Source organism: Synechococcus sp. MIT S9451 (assembly GCF_047304725.1).
Taxonomy (GTDB): domain Bacteria; phylum Cyanobacteriota; class Cyanobacteriia; order PCC-6307; family Cyanobiaceae; genus Synechococcus_C.
The window spans coordinates 1,306,593-1,324,360 of sequence record NZ_CP138971.1 but is presented as its reverse complement, the minus strand read 5'-3'; the positions used below and the strand labels follow the sequence as shown (position 1 = coordinate 1,324,360).

At 59.7% G+C, this 17,768-nt stretch carries 18 protein-coding genes and 1 tRNA gene; 14 read left to right on the top strand and 5 right to left on the bottom strand.

The window, feature by feature from the left end; all coding sequences use genetic code 11:
* The first annotated feature begins 3 nt into the window (after positions 1-3).
* Complete coding sequence (locus SIB72_RS06675; protein WP_413743408.1) at positions 4-330, top strand: hypothetical protein; 327 nt, start codon at positions 4-6, stop codon at positions 328-330.
* Between the two features lie 579 nt (positions 331-909).
* On the opposite strand, the gene SIB72_RS06670 is transcribed toward SIB72_RS06675, so the two are convergent.
* The 3 genes from SIB72_RS06670 to SIB72_RS06660 form a co-directional block, all read right to left on the bottom strand.
* Complete coding sequence (locus SIB72_RS06670; RefSeq protein ID WP_413743407.1) at positions 910-1,488, bottom strand: recombinase family protein; 579 nt, start codon at positions 1,486-1,488, stop codon at positions 910-912.
* Positions 1,489-1,795: 307 nt separating this feature from the next.
* Positions 1,796-1,866 (bottom strand) — tRNA-Cys (locus tag SIB72_RS06665).
* On the bottom strand, positions 1,846-1,986 hold the full coding sequence (locus SIB72_RS06660) for a hypothetical protein (RefSeq protein WP_413743406.1): 141 nt from the start codon (positions 1,984-1,986) through the stop codon (positions 1,846-1,848). Before SIB72_RS06660 ends, SIB72_RS06665 begins: the two co-directional genes overlap by 21 nt.
* Between SIB72_RS06660 and SIB72_RS06655 the strand changes: the two genes are divergently transcribed.
* Positions 1,921-3,186: a lipid-A-disaccharide synthase-related protein gene (locus tag SIB72_RS06655; RefSeq protein ID WP_413745063.1), complete on the top strand. Its 1,266-nt coding sequence runs from the start codon at positions 1,921-1,923 to the stop codon at positions 3,184-3,186. The two genes, SIB72_RS06660 and SIB72_RS06655, sit on opposite strands and share 66 nt — an antisense overlap.
* Positions 3,164-3,433 carry a hypothetical protein gene (locus SIB72_RS06650; protein WP_413743405.1) on the top strand — a complete coding sequence of 90 codons (270 nt, stop codon included), beginning with the start codon at positions 3,164-3,166 and terminating at the stop codon, positions 3,431-3,433. The genes SIB72_RS06655 and SIB72_RS06650 overlap by 23 nt, the downstream gene beginning before the upstream one ends.
* Positions 3,434-3,461: 28 nt before the next feature.
* Here the strand turns inward: SIB72_RS06650 and SIB72_RS06645 are convergent, their stop codons facing one another.
* Positions 3,462-4,106, bottom strand: coding sequence for a ribonuclease D (locus tag SIB72_RS06645; protein ID WP_115121316.1), 645 nt, complete (start codon positions 4,104-4,106; stop codon positions 3,462-3,464).
* 136 nt (positions 4,107-4,242) lie between these two features.
* Here SIB72_RS06645 and SIB72_RS06640 point away from each other — a divergent pair, with 136 nt between their 5' ends.
* Genes SIB72_RS06640 through SIB72_RS06630 form a run of 3 tightly spaced genes read left to right on the top strand, consistent with a single transcriptional unit; the run spans position 4,243 to position 6,097 of the window.
* Complete coding sequence (locus SIB72_RS06640; RefSeq protein WP_115121315.1) at positions 4,243-4,641, top strand: helix-turn-helix transcriptional regulator; 399 nt, start codon at positions 4,243-4,245, stop codon at positions 4,639-4,641.
* Positions 4,642-4,674: 33 nt separating this feature from the next.
* Entirely contained in the window at positions 4,675-5,232 is a 558-nt protein-coding gene (locus SIB72_RS06635) for a cofactor assembly of complex C subunit B (RefSeq protein ID WP_413743404.1), read from the top strand.
* A gap of 4 nt (positions 5,233-5,236) precedes the next feature.
* Positions 5,237-6,097, top strand: a complete 861-nt coding sequence (locus tag SIB72_RS06630) for an N-acetylmuramoyl-L-alanine amidase (RefSeq protein WP_244281667.1) — start codon at positions 5,237-5,239, stop codon at positions 6,095-6,097.
* On the opposite strand, the gene hemF is transcribed toward SIB72_RS06630, so the two are convergent.
* Entirely contained in the window at positions 6,024-7,130 is a 1,107-nt protein-coding gene (gene hemF, locus SIB72_RS06625; protein WP_413743403.1) for an oxygen-dependent coproporphyrinogen oxidase, read from the bottom strand. The genes SIB72_RS06630 and hemF overlap by 74 nt on opposite strands.
* A 119-nt stretch (positions 7,131-7,249) precedes the next feature.
* Between hemF and SIB72_RS06620 the strand changes: the two genes are divergently transcribed.
* The 8 genes from SIB72_RS06620 (at position 7,250) to SIB72_RS06585 (ending at position 17,765) form a co-directional block, all read left to right on the top strand.
* The gene (locus SIB72_RS06620; RefSeq protein WP_413743402.1) at positions 7,250-8,338 is read left to right on the top strand and encodes an Mrp/NBP35 family ATP-binding protein; all 1,089 of its coding nucleotides are present in this window, start codon (positions 7,250-7,252) and stop codon (positions 8,336-8,338) included.
* Positions 8,338-9,672 (top strand): rod shape-determining protein RodA, encoded by a 1,335-nt coding sequence (rodA, locus tag SIB72_RS06615; RefSeq protein ID WP_115121311.1) that lies wholly within the window; start codon positions 8,338-8,340, stop codon positions 9,670-9,672. Before SIB72_RS06620 ends, rodA begins: the two co-directional genes overlap by 1 nt.
* On the top strand, positions 9,669-11,048 hold the full coding sequence (locus SIB72_RS06610; protein ID WP_413743401.1) for a sensor histidine kinase: 1,380 nt from the start codon (positions 9,669-9,671) through the stop codon (positions 11,046-11,048). Before rodA ends, SIB72_RS06610 begins: the two co-directional genes overlap by 4 nt.
* Positions 11,049-11,152: 104 nt before the next feature.
* Positions 11,153-11,584, top strand: coding sequence for a photosystem I reaction center subunit II PsaD (locus tag SIB72_RS06605; RefSeq protein WP_115121398.1), 432 nt, complete (start codon positions 11,153-11,155; stop codon positions 11,582-11,584).
* A 39-nt stretch (positions 11,585-11,623) separates the two neighbouring features.
* Positions 11,624-13,156, top strand: a complete 1,533-nt coding sequence (locus tag SIB72_RS06600) for an anthranilate synthase component I family protein (RefSeq protein ID WP_413743400.1) — start codon at positions 11,624-11,626, stop codon at positions 13,154-13,156.
* Complete coding sequence (gshA, locus tag SIB72_RS06595; RefSeq protein ID WP_413745062.1) at positions 13,153-14,295, top strand: glutamate--cysteine ligase; 1,143 nt, start codon at positions 13,153-13,155, stop codon at positions 14,293-14,295. Before SIB72_RS06600 ends, gshA begins: the two co-directional genes overlap by 4 nt.
* Before the next feature lie 32 nt (positions 14,296-14,327).
* Complete coding sequence (gene ppc / locus SIB72_RS06590; RefSeq protein WP_413743399.1) at positions 14,328-17,303, top strand: phosphoenolpyruvate carboxylase; 2,976 nt, start codon at positions 14,328-14,330, stop codon at positions 17,301-17,303.
* Complete coding sequence (locus SIB72_RS06585) at positions 17,304-17,765, top strand: N-acetyltransferase (RefSeq protein WP_115121308.1); 462 nt, start codon at positions 17,304-17,306, stop codon at positions 17,763-17,765. It begins immediately after the preceding gene.
* Positions 17,766-17,768 lie beyond the last annotated feature (3 nt).

Sequence of the window (17,768 nt, the reverse complement as noted above, 5' to 3'; positions counted from 1 at the left end):
GAGATGGGTGTGGAACGCGAGGACCTGACGACCCTCATGGATCAGAAGTTTCCGTTCATGGAAGAAGACCAGATGAGGTCTAAAGGGTGGTTCAGGAAGTTTCTTGAGGGGTTGGTTCAACAGCGAGGTCAAGAACAAATTCCTGAAGTGTCTGGAGTGACTGATGACAGTTTCAGATCGAGTCGGGAGATCATTCCAGAGCAAGGTGATGAACCACTGGGGTTGGAAGTTGTTTTCCCATTGATCTCTGATCAGTTCCTGGAGGACCTTTGGATGAGAAGTGGTCTTCTGATGGATCCTTTGGAGTCTGTGGTTCAGAAGTGTCCTTGAATGATTAGAGGAATTCACTCCCGTTGGTCGTGAATGAACCTCTCTGCGATCGGTTCTTCTCTGGTGATTTGTTTTGGTTGATTTAATGTGACTCATTGGTATTAGTGGTTTTATGGAATATTTCTGAGATTTAAGGGCTATCTCTGGGTACACCGAGTCCCTTACGAAATCCATCTGATTTCAAGGTCTCTTAAAGCAAAGTTGGACGATCTCTACCTCTGTAAAGGGTCTAAATCTCTTTGTCTTTATATTCAGTAACTATATAGGCAATTTATGCTTAAGTCAAGTAGTTTTGGGTGTGTGCAGGGCAAGGCTGCGAGAGTTATTTAAAGCATTTATGTTTATAAAGGCATTTCCATTAAATAGGATCTCTATACAGTCTTTATAGATTAAATAATCTATTTTCACCTCAGGGATTGATCAAGTCCAGAAGAGTTCCGTCTTGATCGACTAGTCGATGACGTTTTCCCGTGGATCGTGCGCGGTTAGCGGCAGATCGATGCGCATCACCTTCGTTGTGTTTGTTTTGGAGGTGTCTCCATTTACCGAATTGGTCTTGATACTGAATATCGATCTTGGTCATGACGCGACCTCTTGGTTCTGGAGGATTCGTTGAATCGTTGATACGGAAATTCCTGTCTGATCGCGTATTGATCTGTAGGAATCACCCTCTGATCTCAAACGCAGCACAAGACGTTCTTTCTTCTCTAAGGTCTTTGGTCTCCCACCGAGGTTTCCTCCCGTCTTCCTGCGGTGTTCAACGGACTCTCTTGTGCGTTCTTGGATTAATGATCTCTCCACCTCAGAGAGACCCGTCAGCAGTCCAATCACCAGTGGGGCAAGTCGTCCCAGTCCTTTGGTATTGATCAGTCCATCAAGAGTGCGGATATAGATCCCCTTGGTCTGAAGATCAGCAAGGCGATTGATCACCTCAACCTGAGACCGTCCCAGACGATCGAGTTTGGAGACCACCAGTTCATCTCCCTCCTGCAGGATCTCCAGGCAGGCACGCAACTGGTGACGTTTCTCCAGCGGGGCACGGGAGGACACCTTCTCGGCGAACACCTCTACGCATCCAGCACCCCTCAGTTCAGCGGTCTGAGCGGCGGTGTCTTGGTGAGTGGTGGAGCATCTGGCGTATCCAATTGATCGCGTCATGGTCAAAACCCACTGGGTTTTCAGCACATGGCAACCATACAGAGTTTTGAACACGGCAAAACCCCAGTTGTGACGGCAGTTTTTGGCGTCCTGGCAACCCTTGGGTTTTGGTTCAAATGGGCAGCGGTTCCGCCCAAAACCGCATTGGTCCAAATCCCTCTGCAATAACCAGCAGGTAGGTAAGTCCTGGGGACGTTTGAGAGACTGGAGGGAATGAGGCGGTTACCTACCGCTTACCTACCCGTGTCGCCCAGGAAGAAATCCCTCAAACACCAGATCCTGTCAGACATTCGAGGGATCTTGAAAAAGGCGGCACCCAGATTCGAACTGGGGATAAAGGATTTGCAATCCTCTGCCTTACCACTTGGCCATGCCGCCGCTGGGGAAACACTGCTCCCACCAGCGGATCGTATCAGCGAGAGCACTGGGTCCCTGCTCGTTCTCTCCAACGGCCATGGCGAAGATCTCATCGCCCTGCGCATCCTGGAAGCACTGCATCGCCGCTCACCTCGGCTCGTGCTCTCCGTGCTTCCCCTTGTTGGAGAAGGGAAAGCGTTTACCAATGCGTTGCAACAGGGATGGCTGGAGCTGGTCGGGCCTAGTGCTCCACTACCCAGTGGCGGCTTCAGCAATCAGAGCCTTAGGGGCCTGATCGCCGATCTGATGGCCGGCCTGCCTCTGCTCACTTGGCAGCAATGGTGCTGCATCCGTCGCCTGCGCAGAAATGTGGACGCCATGCTGGCGGTGGGCGACCTCCTTCCACTGCTGATGGCCTGGGGCTCTGGCAGACGCTTTGGCTTCATCGGCACACCCAAGAGTGATTACACCTGGAGTAGTGGCCCAGGACGAAGCCTGAGCGACTGCTATCACCGCCTCAAGGGCAGCGAGTGGGACCCCTGGGAGTGGGCCGTGATGGGCAGCCGTCGCTGCCAACTCATCGCTGTGCGCGATCGCCTGACAGCTAGAGGACTGAGACGTCATGGCATCGCAGCCCTCGCACCAGGCAATCCGATGATGGATGAGCTGGCCCTGGGTAGCCCGCCCATGGCCCTCGCACGCTGCCGCCGGATCCTGCTGCTCTGCGGCAGTCGCATGCCGGAAGCGCTCACAAACGCTGAACGTCTCTTGCGCAGCCTTCAGGGATTGCAGAGCCAGGTGCCAGTCTCCCTGCTCATGGCCACGGGCTCTCAGCCGTCCAAAAGCACGCTTGAGCCGCTCCTGGAGCGACTTGGATTCATCTCTTGCCCTCCACCCGCTGATGCCTTGGGAGCCGAGGCCTGCTGGGTGAACGGCGTGCAGATGCTCCTGCTTGGACGCGGCCGCTTCAACCGCTGGGCCGGCTGGGCTGAAGTGGGACTGGCAACCGCCGGTACCGCCACAGAACAACTTGTAGGGCTAGGCATCCCAGCCCTATCGCTACCAGGGCGAGGCCCACAATTCACCAAGGGATTCGCCCAACGTCAGAGCCGGCTGCTGGGGGGCGCGGTGCGCACTTGTGCCTCTGCCGAAGAACTTCGGCGATGCCTGAAAGCATTGCTCGAGGAGCCGATGCTGCGCGCAGAGCTGGGAGGCATCGGACGGCAGCGCATGGGGCGATCCGGAGGCAGTGAGGAGATCGCTCGCTTGGTGAACGAAAGGCTGATCACGGATACTGGGCAAACCTCCCGCCTTCGCGATGGCCGGCCTCCAGGACCATGACTATCTAAGGCTCTGCGCTGAACTGGCCAGCTGCCTGGGCATCAGCCAATCCGCAGCTCGTCGCCGGGTTGAGATGGCTGCTGCCCAGGAGGGCCTTCGCGACGTTGAGGCCCGCAAACGGATTGCCCGTCAGCTCCTGGAAGTCAGCCGCAGCGAGCAGGAATCAGGCGAAGCGTCATCGCCTCCAAGACTCGATGCACTACTGGCGGCACAACCAGAGGACGAGAACTTCATGCTCGAGGACTGAAGCGGATTGAAGCCGCTCAGCTTCATCATCAATGCTCAAAAACCTGATTGAAACGCAGACGGTCCAGGTCAGAGATCACCGGAATACAAGGGAAGCAGCGTTGAGCAAGATCCCACCGTCCTTCCCTGCGCAGCATGACTTCTAGCTGCTCCCGAGCTGGAAGCAGGAAACGGGCATCGTTAGCCGCATAGGCCAGCTGAGCATCACTGAGCTCATCAACCCGGCCCCAGTCGCTGCTCTGCGCCTGCTTGTCAAGCTCCACACCCACCAACTCCATCACCAGATCCTTGAGGCCATGGCGAGGGGTATAGGTGCGTGCCAAGCGACTAGCCACCTTGGTACAGAAAATCGGATTGACCGCAATCCCGAGTCCACTGGCCAAGGCCGCCACATCGAAGCGCGCGAAATGAAACACCTTCTCGACCGAGGTGGATTCCATCAGCGCCTGAAGACGCGGTGCATCGGTCTGACCCAGACCGATGCGCACACAGGCCACATGATCGTCGGGATCGCAAAGCTGCACCAGACAAAGGCGATCACGACCATGAATCAGCCCCATCGCCTCGGTGTCAACAGCAACGGCCCGGGCACGACCGAAACGCTCAGCCCAAGCAGCATCAAGGTCTCCATCAAACACAGCGAACTCACGGGGTGCGGCAGGGGCATCAGCCATCGGGATCGCGGGAGGAGCACAAGAACAACCCCAGTCTGACCAACCACCCCACCCCTCCCGATCTAGAGAATTTCTGCCTGTTGCTTGAAAATCAGAATGAGACCGGATTAGACAACATTGAGACCGCTTTGTTTCTGTGCACAGCCGCCGCAATCCAACTCGCGCCTGCCTGGCCGACATCGAAAGCTATTTCCGCCAGCCCCCACCGCGCTTTCTCGATCTGGAGCTCGCCGTCTGCTGGGTACTCGATTGTCTCCTGGAAAACGACAGCTATCCGTCCGGGCTGCTCCAACGTCTGGAACATGAGCATCCCCAGCTGCGCCTGTCTGAAACCGTGCTCCATCAAGCCCTCGACTTCCTCGAAAGCCAAGGCATGGTTGACCACTACAGCAAGCGCTGTCCAAGCCGAGGCCGCCCCAGGCGCATGCTGCACCTGCACCAGGACGTTCGCGGCCAAGCCGAGCGACTGATGGGGCCCTGGCAGAACTGGCTGCGACAACTGACCCACAGCCACGCACTGACCATGGCGACCTAGAAAGGATGGGCACCCAAGCGCCGTGGCCTGCGGATGCCCTCCTTTCAGACCTCCACTCTGCTGCTGACCGCTTTACTGGCCATCGGGCTGGTGTTCTTCCTGCGGGCAGCTAGCAAAGACCGCACCACCGTGGTGGATGTGGCCTCGCCGCGCCCTCCTCTGGAAGTGCTGGAAGGCCTCAGCGCCTGGCTAGTGCAACGGGGCTGGGCACCTCAAGGCGGCGATGCCGATCGCCAGGTGCTGCGCTTCCAGGGACGGGTGGCGGCGAGCCCGCCACTGTCTTTGCTGCTCTCTTTCCTGGGCAGCATCGGAGCCGGCAGCCTGGGCTTGGTGATCCGTGAACTTCAGCCCTCCCTGGGATGGTGGCCGCTGCTGCTCGCCCTGCTAGGCCCACTCGCCGGCGTGATCTACCGCAAACGGGCCGACCGCATCGAAGCAGTTGAGATCCGGCTGATGAATGAGGTCGATCAGACCCAGGGCAGCACCATTCGTCTCCGCGCCCATCGCGATGAACTGATCGCACTTGAACTGGAATTAGCCGGGCCGCTCGACCTCGCCAGTGATGGATCACTGCTGTCGTCTCCGATCTAGTGCCATGCCGATCTCCAGGCAAATCCCAGTCTCACGTCGCCGCCTCTCCCTGGCGCTTGCCGCAGGGGGAGTGGTCTTCATCAGCCTGAGCCTTGCGACTGCAGCAGAAGCACCAAGCCCCCCAAGCATCGATCCTCTTTTGGGACAAAGGGTCCAACTCAAAGCCCGTTGGGTCGGAGAAGGTGCTGTGACCACCAAGATCCCCATCCTGGTGCTGGCAGGGCACGCCGATTCGCAGAAGATCAATGGCTCCGGAACCTCCGGCGCCGCAGTGGATTTACACGGAGCCCGGCCGATGGATCCACGCATGCGCGATGAACTCTTCTGGAATTTCCAGGTTCGGGATGCCGTCGTGAAGCATGGCCAGACACGAGGCCTCAACATCAGCGCTTATACGCCGCCTGCGCTCACCATCCGCAACGGTGATCACCCAAGCACCAACTGGTCAACCGGGCGTCAACACGCCGCGAAAGGTGGTTACGCCTTTGAGATCCATTTCGATGCCTATGGCAGTTACGGCTATGGATCTGGCTTGATTCCAGCGATTCATAAGCATCCCAATAGGATCGACGAAAGCCTGGCCGCCAGCTTTGGCCGCTATCCAATCAACTTCCGAGGAGGGCTTGGCGCGCCTCGCCGTGGCATCAGCATCCTTGAGATCGGCAAGCTAGAAGGCAACCTCGAACAACGGCTGAGGTCTGTCAAAACCCGTCAGGCCACCCTGGACGCGATCGCCCGGAGAATCACCGACGCCATCCTCAACGGAATGCCGCCGGCCTCCAGCCCCATCGTCAATTCACAGCCTGATGCGGCTGACACCGTGCCTCCAGAGACGGATCTTCGAACCAGTTCTGAGGACGAGTGAAGAGATCAGTGAGCAGGGCTTCTCTGGACCCCTCTTCAGCCTGATAGCCGTATTCCCATCGCACCAGCGGAGGCAGGGACATCAAGATGGATTCCGTGCGGCCATTGGTCTGCAAACCAAAGATGGTGCCGCGGTCCCAAACGAGATTGAATTCCACATAACGCCCACGGCGATAAAGCTGGAACTGCCGCTCACGCTCCCCATAGGAAAGCGGATGGCGTTTCTCCACAATCGGTGTGTAAGAAGGCAAAAAGGCCTGGCCACAGGCCCGAGCCAAATCATGAAGCTGCTCCCAGTTCATGGGTCTTGACCCAATCTGCTGGGCCATCGCTGCGGCTGGGCCCTCGGGATTCTGGCCCTTGTAAATCCGACCGTTTCCATCCTGGTAGTCGTAGAAAATGCCTCCAATTCCACGGGTCTCATTGCGGTGCTTCAGGCAGAAATACTCGTCGCACCAGGGCTTGAAGACTGGGTAAAGATCGTCACTGACTGAATCGCAGGCCTGCTTGAGGGTGCGATGGAAGTGACGGGCATCCTCCAGGAACGGATAAAAGGGAGTGAGATCCGCCCCACCACCAAACCACCACACCGGACCTGCTTCGAAATACCGGTAATTGAGGTGCACCGTTGGCACATAGGGATTTCGGGGATGAAGCACCATTGAGGTGCCGGTGGCAAACCAAGGGTGCCCCTTCGCTTCAGGACGCTGTTTGAGGATGGAGGGGGGCAGCTCCTTGCCATGCACCTCCGAGAAGTTGACGCCACCCTGCTCAAACACGCGCCCCTCACGCATCACCCGGGAGCGGCCACCTCCTCCCTCGGGGCGATCCCAGCTCTCCTCCTGAAAACGGCCAACGCCATCCAAACGCTCCAGGCCGGCGCAGATGTCATCCTGCAAACCCATCACCAAGGCCCTGGCCCGTTCTCTGGAGTCAGAGGGAGGGGGCGAAATCTCTGCAACAGCACCAGCGGAGGCTGCACCGGAGGCGCTGGAGAACGAGCCCTTGAGGCGCCTCAGCAGTGAACGAACCATGGATGGAATCCCGCAGGTACTGACAGGAACCTTTTCAGCCCGTGCCCCCCTCCGACAAGAGCACGTGAAGGACTGTTATGGGAGCCCACACCTAGGATCCGCCTCAACGAACCGGATCCATGGCGACCGCAGAGCAAGCCAGCGAAGCACTGGCAACCATCCTTGATGCCGGCAGCGGACGCCCGGCCCTCGATCTCGGCTGGATTGACAGGGTGCGTTTAGACCCTCCTAGGGCCGTGATCCGGCTCAGCCTGCCTGGCTTCGCCCAGGGCCAACGTGAGCGGATTGCCCAGGAGAGTCGCGAACGACTGCTCCAACTCGATGGCATCAATGAAGTCCAGATCGAGCTCGGCAATGCGACGAGCCAACAGCCGACCCCAGGGGGCATCGGCCAGGCCGGCCACGGCCAAGTAGCCGAACGCCAGTCGATTCCAGGCGTGAAGCAAGTCATCGCCGTGAGCAGTGGCAAAGGCGGTGTGGGCAAAAGCACGGTGGCCGTGAATCTGGCCTGCGCACTGGCGCAGCAAGGCCTTCGCGTTGGCCTCCTCGATGCCGACATCTACGGCCCCAATGCGCCAACGATGCTCGGGGTCGCAGACCGCACACCGGAGGTGCAAGGGAGCGGTGGCGAGCAACGCATGACACCGATCGACAGCTGCGGCATCGCGATGGTGTCGATGGGCCTGCTGATCGATGCCGACCAGCCAGTGATCTGGCGCGGACCCATGCTCAACGGCATCATCCGTCAGTTCCTCTATCAGGTGAGCTGGGGTGAGCGAGATGTGCTTGTGGTGGATCTTCCCCCCGGCACCGGGGATGCCCAGCTCTCCCTCGCCCAAGCGGTCCCCATGGCCGGTGTCGTGATCGTGACCACCCCTCAACAGGTGGCCCTGCAGGATGCCCGCCGTGGTCTGGCCATGTTCCGCCAGATGTCGATCCCAGTGCTCGGCGTGGTTGAGAACATGAGTGCCTTCATTCCACCTGACCAGCCCGACAAGCGCTACGCCCTCTTTGGAGAAGGGGGTGGCCAAAGCCTTGCCGATGAATTCGACACACCTCTGCTGGCCCAGATCCCTCTGGAAATGCCTGTTCTCTCCGGAGGCGACCAAGGACGACCGATCGTGATCAGTCAACCCGACTCAGCCAGCGCCGGCAGCATCCGTTCCCTGGCCGGACGGGTCACAGAGCTCATGGGAGCTCCAGCCTGATGGTTTGGGGAGCTTGGCGGAGGCGGCGATCCAGTCTTCACGCCCACGCGGGCTCTCAACTCCGCCGCCGCCAAGAGTTTGAGGTGGTGCTGTGGGGTGTGCCTCTTGCAATGGTGGCAATTTCCAGCCTTTTAATTCTCAGCATCGAGCGTCAAGAGGCATTGGAAGGATGGTCTTCATTCTCATTCAGCCTCTTAGGACTACTTCAATTCATTAATAGCCAGCTGTGGTTATCGCAGCTTGTGACAGCGCTATTTGGCATCGTTGTTGCACTACTTCTCGCGACATTTAGGCTCGAGAGATTCAAGCCTTTATTACTCCCTATCTACATCACCACTGTGATCAGCCTGATCGCGGTGAAGGTCATTGGCACCTCTGCACTCGGCGCACAGCGCTGGATCAGCATCGGGCCGTTCCACATTCAGCCTTCAGAGTTTGCAAAGTTATCCGCCATCCTTCTGCTCGCTGCAGTCCTCGACCGTTTCCCTGTAGAGCGCCCCGTGGATTTACTTCGCCCTCTTGGGGTGATTTCGATCCCATGGGCTCTGGTGTTTATCCAGCCCGACCTAGGCACATCACTGGTGTTTGGAGCCATGCTGCTGACGATGCTCTATTGGTCGGGCATGCCCTTTGAGTGGCTGGTGCTGCTGCTCTCGCCGCTTGTCACGGCTCTGGTTTCAGGGCTGATCCCCTGGGCACTAGCCCTCTGGGTCCCTCTGATCGTTCTGATCGCTTACCGGTCGCTGCCCTGGAAGCGAATTGCCAGCGCATTCGTCCTGATCGTGCAGGCCACGGTTGCGGGGATCACACCATGGCTATGGATGCATGGGCTCAAGGATTACCAACGGGATCGTCTGGTGTTGTTTCTCGACCCGGGCAAAGATCCCCTTGGCGGTGGTTACCACCTCTTGCAAAGCACCGTCGGCATCGGCTCCGGCGGCTGGTTCGGCACGGGTCTGCTGCAGGGGCAGCTCACCAAGCTGCGCTTCATTCCCGAACAGCACACCGATTTCATCTTCAGCGCTCTGGGCGAGGAGGTGGGTTACCTCGGCACGGTCTTGCTGGTGATTGGCTTCGCGCTGCTGATGACACGCCTGGTGCAGGTGGCCAATCGAGCCCGCACAGACTTTGAGTCGCTCATGGTGATTGGAGTCGCCACGATGGTGATGTTCCAGGTAGTCGTGAACATCTTCATGACCATCGGCCTAGGCCCCATCACCGGGATTCCTCTTCCCTTCATGAGCTATGGACGCTTCGCCATGGTCGTGAACTTCATCGCCCTCGGCCTCTGTCTCTCTGTCGCCAGACGTGGTCGACAGCAACAGCTTCGGTGACCAAACCAATCACGCTGCAGAGCCTGCAGGAGTGCATGGCTGAGGGGCTTGACGCAGGACGGGTCGACGACCCGACGGCCCGACGATTGTGGTGGGCCGCGCTGGAAACCATCCAGGCAGAAGTCTTGCTTGCTGATGGAGAGGCGCCTGCAGGCGTGTGGATCGCCGCCCCCCTCCCGGCGCTCTACGACCCGGGACTCCTGGAGACGATGCAGGGCTGGGTCTGGACCCCTGACGAGCTCCACTGGACCACGGGCCAGAAAGGAGCCCTACTGCCCCCAGAACGTTTCAGCGGCAGCACAGAGGGCAAGACGCAGACCAAGCCCCCTTATCAACGCCTCTCGCTGCTCGAGAGCGATGGACTCGATCCGCTGCTCATCGTGATTACGGCTGAGCTCCAGGTGGCCTTAGCCCTTCACGGCAAGAGCGATCAACGCCAATTGCTGATGCGTTGCGACCCAGAAACTCTCAGCACCTTGCTGGCGATGCTCGACCAACGACTGCAGGATCAAGCAGCGGAGGAGGCCATGGGTCTGCGCAGAGCAATGAGCGCTCTCGGCCGCCTGCAGAGCAGTGAACTCTTCGCCCAACGATTCTGGCCGGGGCTGGCCGAACGACTGGCTTGCATGGCCCCGAGTCTCACACTCCAGACCCTTCGGACTGTGGATGACGCCAACGAGGAGGACAACAGCAAAGAGGACGCTGCAGATGCAGAGCTCTCACTGCTCGAAGCGATCACCCATGAAGTGCGCACCCCGCTGGCAACGATTCGAACCCTGATTCGATCGCTGCTGCGACGAAAAGACCTACCGGCTGTCGCACTCGACCGTCTGCAACAGATCGACAGCGAATGCACCGAGCAGATCGACAGGTTTGGCCTGATCTTCCATGCCGCAGAGATGCAGCGACAGCCACCAACTCCAGGCGGGCTGGCCCGCACCGACCTGGGCAGGATGATCCAGGAGCTTTCGCCGGGTTGGCAGCAACAGCTTCAACGACGTGACATCAGCCTGGTGCTTGACATCAGCCCCAACCTGCCACCGGTGTTGAGTGATCCCGGTCGCCTAGAACCGATGCTCGGTGGCCTGATCGACCGCAGCAGCCGCAGCCTGCCCGCAGGGGCCCAACTGCTACTCCAACTGCGGCCGGCCGGAGCACGGCTGAAGCTGCACCTACGCAGCCAACTCAACGATCGCGGATCGACCAGCCAAGAGGTGGAAAGCACCTCTGAACTCGGCCCGGTGCTGAGCTGGAATCCAAGCACCGGCAGCCTGCAACTGAGCCAGGGAGCGACTCGACGGCTGCTGGCAAGCCTGGGAGGACGACTGATCCAACAGCGTGACCAGGGACTCACGGTGTTCTTTCCCGTGGCCTAACAATGTTGACGGGTGTGAAGCTTGCTGACGGGACGGGGGATCAAGGCCGAATCACGGTGCTACTTTCCAGCCGTAACGGCATGCCGATTTTTCCGAGGACAGCCATGACAGCAACGGCGTTGAACGGTCAGCTCCCCCAGTTCATCGGCAGCACCGGTGGACTTCTGAACGCCGCAGAGACCGAAGAAAAGTACGCGATCACTTGGAGCAGCTCAAACGCTCAGGCGTTTGAGCTGCCCACAGGTGGCGCGGCAATGATGAACGCAGGCGACAACATCATGTATTTCGCCCGCAAGGAACAGTGCCTGGCCCTGGGCACCCAGCTGCGCACCAAGTTCAAGCCCCGGATTGAGGACTACAAGATCTATCGGATCTTCCCCGGTGGTGACACCGAGTTCCTCCATCCCAGCGATGGCGTCTTCCCTGAGAAGGTGAACGAGGGTCGCGAGATTGTGGGTCACAACCCCCGCACCATTGGCAGCAACACGGATCCTGCCAAGCTCAAGTTCAGTGGACGCAACACTTTCGACGCCTGATCTCGTCGAAAACAGGCGGTCGGCTGCCACAATCCCCCCATGCTCAGCCCCGACCGCGCCGCGTTCCTAGAGGCCGCTGCCGCTGGTGCCACGTTTATCCCCGTGGCACACAGCTGGCCGGCAGATCTTGAAACCCCGCTCACCACATGGCTCAAGGTGGGAGAAGGGCGCCCACCAGGGGTGTTACTTGAATCCGTCGAAGGCGGAGAAACTCTTGGGCGTTACAGCGTTGTCGCCTGTGATCCGCTTTGGACGCTAACGGTCCGAAACGATCACATTGAGCAGGTTTGGCGCGACGGCCACAAGGTGGATCTGAAAGGGAATCCTTTCGATGTGCTGCGCTCTTGCCTCACCCCCTACTGCCCTGGGGAGCTGCCTGGACTTCCCTCCATCGGCCAGCTGTTTGGGATCTGGAGCTACGAATTGATCCGCTGGATCGAACCTTCGGTACCCACCCATCCCGTGCCGGACGATGCCCCTCCTGACGGGGTCTGGATGCTGATGGACAGTATCCTGATCTTTGACCAGGTCAAACGGCTGATTACCGCTGTGGCCTATGGAGATCTCAGCCGCGGCCACAACAGTGCTGCAGAACCTGAGGCGGCCTGGGATGCGGCGATGGCACGGATCACCACCCTGGAAGAACGGATGGCTGCACCCCTCCCGGCGATCCGCCCGCTGCGCTGGAACCCATCCGAGCAATCCACACCGAACACGACCAGCAATCGCAGTCGCAAAGACTTTGAACACGCCGTGGAGCGCGGCCGAGAACACATCGCCGCCGGCGATGTGTTCCAGTTGGTGCTCAGCCAGCGACTGGAAAGCAGAGTTCCACAAAAACCCTTGGAGCTTTTTCGCAGTCTGCGCATGGTGAACCCATCGCCCTACATGGCGTTTTTCGACTTCGGAGACTGGCAGCTGATCGGCTCGAGCCCCGAGGTCATGGTGAAAGCTGACCCAGTTGCCAATGGCATCCGCGCCAGCTTGCGGCCGATCGCGGGGACACGACCTCGCGGGCAGTCCGAACTTGAAGACCGCAATCTCGAAACCGACCTCTTGGCCGATCCCAAGGAACGGGCAGAGCACGTGATGCTGGTCGACCTCGGTCGCAACGACCTTGGACGCGTCTGTCAGCCCGGCTCCGTCGAAGTCAAAGACCTCATGGTGATCGAGCGTTATTCCCACGTGATGCACATCGTCAGCCAGGTGGAGGGGCTTCTCGCCAATGATCACGACGTCTGGGATCTACTGATGGCCTCGTTCCCGGCAGGCACCGTCAGCGGCGCCCCAAAGATCCGAGCCATGCAACTGATCAACGAACTCGAACCCGATGCCCGCGGCCCCTATTCAGGTGTCTACGGATCAGTCGATCTCTCAGGGGCGCTCAACACGGCGATCACGATTCGCACCATGGTGGTTCGCCCCCACCCGGATGGAGGCTGGCGCATTCAGGTGCAGGCAGGCGCCGGCGTTGTCGCCGACTCCAAACCCGAAGCGGAATACCAGGAGACCCTGAACAAAGCAAAGGGCATGCTCACTGCGCTTGCATGCCTGCAGGACCCCTCGGCATGACGGTCCCATTGCTCCTCAAGGGCTTTGAAATCGAGCTTTTCACCGGACGGGCCAATGGCGACAACGTCGGGGTGGCCGTGGAAGCAGCGCGTGAGCTCAATGGTTTCGTCACCGAACCAGACCACCGCAACCTGGAATACATCACAGCTCCTGAAGCGAGCTATGGCCCCCTGCTCGAGGCACTGCTGGCTCCGAGACGGCAACTGCGCCAGTGGCTAGCAGGCCGAACTCTCACCCTGCTACCAGGCAGCACCTTGAGCCTGGGGGATCCCGATCGCTTCGAACGGTCAGACCCCAGCAACCCCTATCACGCCCTGATCGAGGCCAGCTACGGCACCCGTGTCGTGACCGCCAGCATCCACATCAATCTTGGAATCGCGGACATCACCCCCCTGTTCACGAGCCTGCGGCTGATCCGCTGCGAAGCAGCGCTATTGCTGGCCCTAAGCGCCAGCTCGCCCTTCCTGGGGGGACAGATCACAGGTGCACATTCGCAACGCTGGTTGCAGTTCCCCCTCACGCCGGCCTCAGTACCCCTGTTTGAGGATCACGCCCATTACGTGAGCTGGATCGAAGACCAACTCAAAGCGGGCGCGATGCACAATGTGCGCCACCTCTGGACCTCAGTGCGCCCGAATGGCCCACAGCGGCCGCATGAGCTCAATCGACTGGAGCTGCGCATCTGCGATCTGATCACCGACCCAGCCCTGCTGCTGGCCGTCACCACCTTGCTTGAACTGCGAGTGCTGATGGTCCAACAGGACCCCAATCGCCTCGATCCCTTCCGTGCCAGCAGCCTCAGCCCAGAAGCGCTGCAAGCGCTCTGCGACCAGAACGACGCAGCAGTAGCCCGCACCAGCCTTGATGCCGATCTGCGCCACTGGCGCGATGGACGATCTCTGCCCTGCCGCACCTGGATCGCAGAACTGCGCGCAGACGTCACCCCCCTTGCCGAAACCCTCGGTCTCGCCCAACAGCTTGAGCCGATTGACAGCGTGCTCCAGAACGGGAATCAGGCCATGCGCTGGCTAGATGCCGTGCAGAACGGGGCCTCCATTCCGGAAGTGATCCAGATGGGGATCACGGAAATGGCCCTCCAGGAGCAAACCCACGCTCAGAAAACAGGCGCTTTGGGATGATCATGTCGTCAGCCGATTCTCAGCACGCCTCGATGCTCTCGACCTCCGCCCAGACTCCTGAGAGCGACCGGTCGACGATCGCTGAGACAATCAAGAGCGGAGGTCACTTACTGCAGCAGCGTCTGGCCCTGGTCGAAGACCTGTGGGAGACGGTTCTGCGCAGCGAATGTCCGCCCGATCAGGCCGAGCGTCTGCTTCGCATGAAGCAACTCAGCGATCCAGTCGCCAGCGATGGCGAAGCGGTGAGCAGCGATGCCGTGGCCCAGATCATCCGTGAGATGGATCTTGTCGAAGCGATTGCCGCCGCCCGTGCCTTTTCGCTCTATTTCCAGCTGGTGAACATCCTCGAGCAGCGCATCGAGGAAGACAGTTATCTGGAGAGCATGAGCCGCTCTCAGGAGCACCCGGAACAGGTCGATCCCTTCGCTCCCCCCCTCGCCAGCCAGACGGAACCAGCCACCTTCCGGGAACTGTTCGAACGGCTGCGCCATCTCAATGTTCCACCAGGTCAGCTGGAGGCACTGCTACAAGACCTGGACATCCGCCTGGTGTTCACAGCGCACCCCACCGAAATCGTCCGACACACGGTGCGGCACAAACAACGGCGAGTGGCCACATTGCTGCAGCAACTGCAAGGCACACCCGCCATCGCCTATGGAGAACGGGACAACCTCCGTCAGCAACTAGAAGAAGAAATCCGCCTCTGGTGGCGCACCGACGAGCTGCACCAGTTCAAACCCACCGTGCTGGATGAAGTCGACTACGCCCTTCACTACTTTCAGCAGGTGCTCTTCAATGCAATGCCGCAACTGAGGCGGCGCATCAGCACTGCCCTTGCCAGCAGCTATCCAGACGTTCGCCTCCCCCCTTCGGGCTTCTGCACCTTCGGCTCCTGGGTCGGATCCGACCGTGACGGCAACCCCTCGGTCACACCGGAGATCACCTGGCGAACAGCCTGTTATCAGCGCCAACTGATGCTCGAGCGCTATATCGGCGCCGTACAGGCCCTGCGCGACCAACTGAGCATCTCGATGCAGTGGAGCCAGGTCAGTGCACCTTTACTGGAATCTCTGGAGATGGACCGCCTCCGCTTCCCGGAGGTCTACGAAGAACGGGCAGCCCGGTACCGGCTCGAACCGTACCGCCTCAAGCTCAGTTACATGCTGGAGCGACTTCGCCTCACCCAGCTGCGCAACCAGCAGCTGGCTGAGGCGGGCTGGCAGACCCCACCCGAGGGACTGGTCACCAACACCAAGGCTGTGAGCAGCGGAGAAGCACTCCATTACGGGTCAGTCGCCGAATTCCGCAGCGATCTGGAACTGATCAGAAACAGCCTGGTCAGCACGGAACTCACCTGCGAACCACTCGACACCCTCCTGACCCAGGTGCACATCTTCGGGTTCTCTCTGGCCAGCCTCGACATTCGCCAGGAAAGCACTCGCCACAGCGATGCCCTGGATGAACTCAGCCGCTACCTACGCCTGCCCAAGTCCTATGAGGACATGGAAGAGAGCGAAAGGGTGGCCTGGCTGCTGGAAGAGATGCAGACCCGGCGGCCTCTGATTCCTCAAGCCGTGGAGTGGTCAGCAAGCACCGCGGAGACCATCGCAGTATTCCGCATGCTGCACCGTCTCCAAGAGGAATTTGGCAGCCGCATCTGTCGCACCTACGTGATCTCGATGAGTCACACGGTGTCAGACCTGCTGGAGGTACTACTGCTCGCCAAAGAAGCCGGACTCGTTGATCCAGCAGCTCAACATGCAGAGCTGCTGGTGGTGCCCCTGTTTGAAACAGTTGAGGATCTCCAGCGCGCTCCGGAGGTGATGGAACAGCTGTTCAACAACAGTCTTTATCGCCAGCTTCTACCCAGGGTGGGCGAGAACATGCAGCCCCTTCAAGAGCTGATGCTCGGCTACTCCGACAGCAACAAGGATTCCGGATTTCTGTCCAGCAACTGGGAGATTCACCAGGCCCAGATCGCTCTTCAAGATCTCGCGAGCCGTCATTCTGTGGCCCTACGCCTGTTCCACGGACGGGGTGGATCGGTGGGTCGTGGCGGTGGCCCGGCCTATCAAGCGATCCTTGCCCAACCGAGCGGAACCCTTCTCGGCCGCATCAAGATCACCGAACAGGGTGAGGTTCTGGCTTCTAAATACAGCCTCCCAGAACTGGCGCTCTACAACCTTGAGACAGTGACCACTGCGGTGGTGCAGAACAGCCTCGTCACCAACCAACTGGACGCAACTGCCAACTGGAACGAGCTGATGTCAAGGCTCGCAGCACGTTCTCGAAGCCATTATCGAGCTCTGGTGCACGACAACCCCGACCTGGTGGCCTTCTTCCAGCAGGTCACACCGATCGAGGAGATCAGCAAGCTACAGATCTCGAGCCGACCGGCTCGCCGCAAAAGCGGGGCCAAGGATCTCTCCAGCCTTCGGGCCATTCCATGGGTATTCGGCTGGACGCAGAGCCGCTTCCTCCTTCCCAGCTGGTTCGGAGTTGGCACCGCTCTAGCGGAAGAGGTGAGCTCCGACCCTGAGCAGCTGATCGTGCTGCGACGTCTGCATCAGCGTTGGCCCTTCTTCCGGATGCTGATCTCGAAGGTGGAGATGACACTCTCAAAGGTCGACCTTGAGCTCGCCCGTCACTACGTGACCAGCCTCGGTAGCAGCGACCATCGCGACGCCTTCGAAAAGATCTACAGCACGATTGCGAAGGAGCATGCCCTCACCCGTCAACTCGTGCTGGACATCACGGGGCATGAAAGGCTCCTGGATGCCGATCCGGGCCTGCAGCTATCAGTGGATCTGCGCAACCGCACGATCGTGCCCCTTGGCTTCCTCCAAGTGGCACTGCTGCGTCGCCTACGCGACCAAAACCGCCAGCCCCCCATGCGCGAGTCTTCAGGAGGAGAGTCCGACGGGCGCACCTACAGCCGCAGTGAACTGCTTCGGGGCGCACTGCTCACGATCAACGGCATTGCCGCTGGCATGCGAAACACCGGCTAAGTGGCCTTTCTTCCCTTTCGTCAGCAGCCTGCCGAGCCGAAGCTACCCGAGGGTTTTGAGCTTTTTAGCGACCTGAAGCCTTCAGCCGAGGCGATTAACTGCCTGTTGGCAGCTTGCGAAGAGCCCACTCCTCCCTCAGAGCGCTGGCAGGCGGCCCTGGAACAAAGCCTGTGGCATCTGTGCATTCTGGAGGTCAGCAGCGGCGAACTCGTGGGGTTCGTGCGTGTCACCAGTGATCGGGCCCTCAATGCCAACCTCTGGAACCTGGCAGCCAAACCTGGTCCGAGGCAGGCCGAGATGCTGGCGGTACTAGTTCACCGTGCCCTGAGCGGCTTGCGCAAGCAATTGCCCGGTTGCAGCATCTCGATCGCAGCACCGCCATCAGCGCTTGACGCCTTGAAGAAGCAAGGCTTTGTGCTGGATCCTGGTGGCATCAGAGCCATGGGATTGAGGCTCCGTTAACCG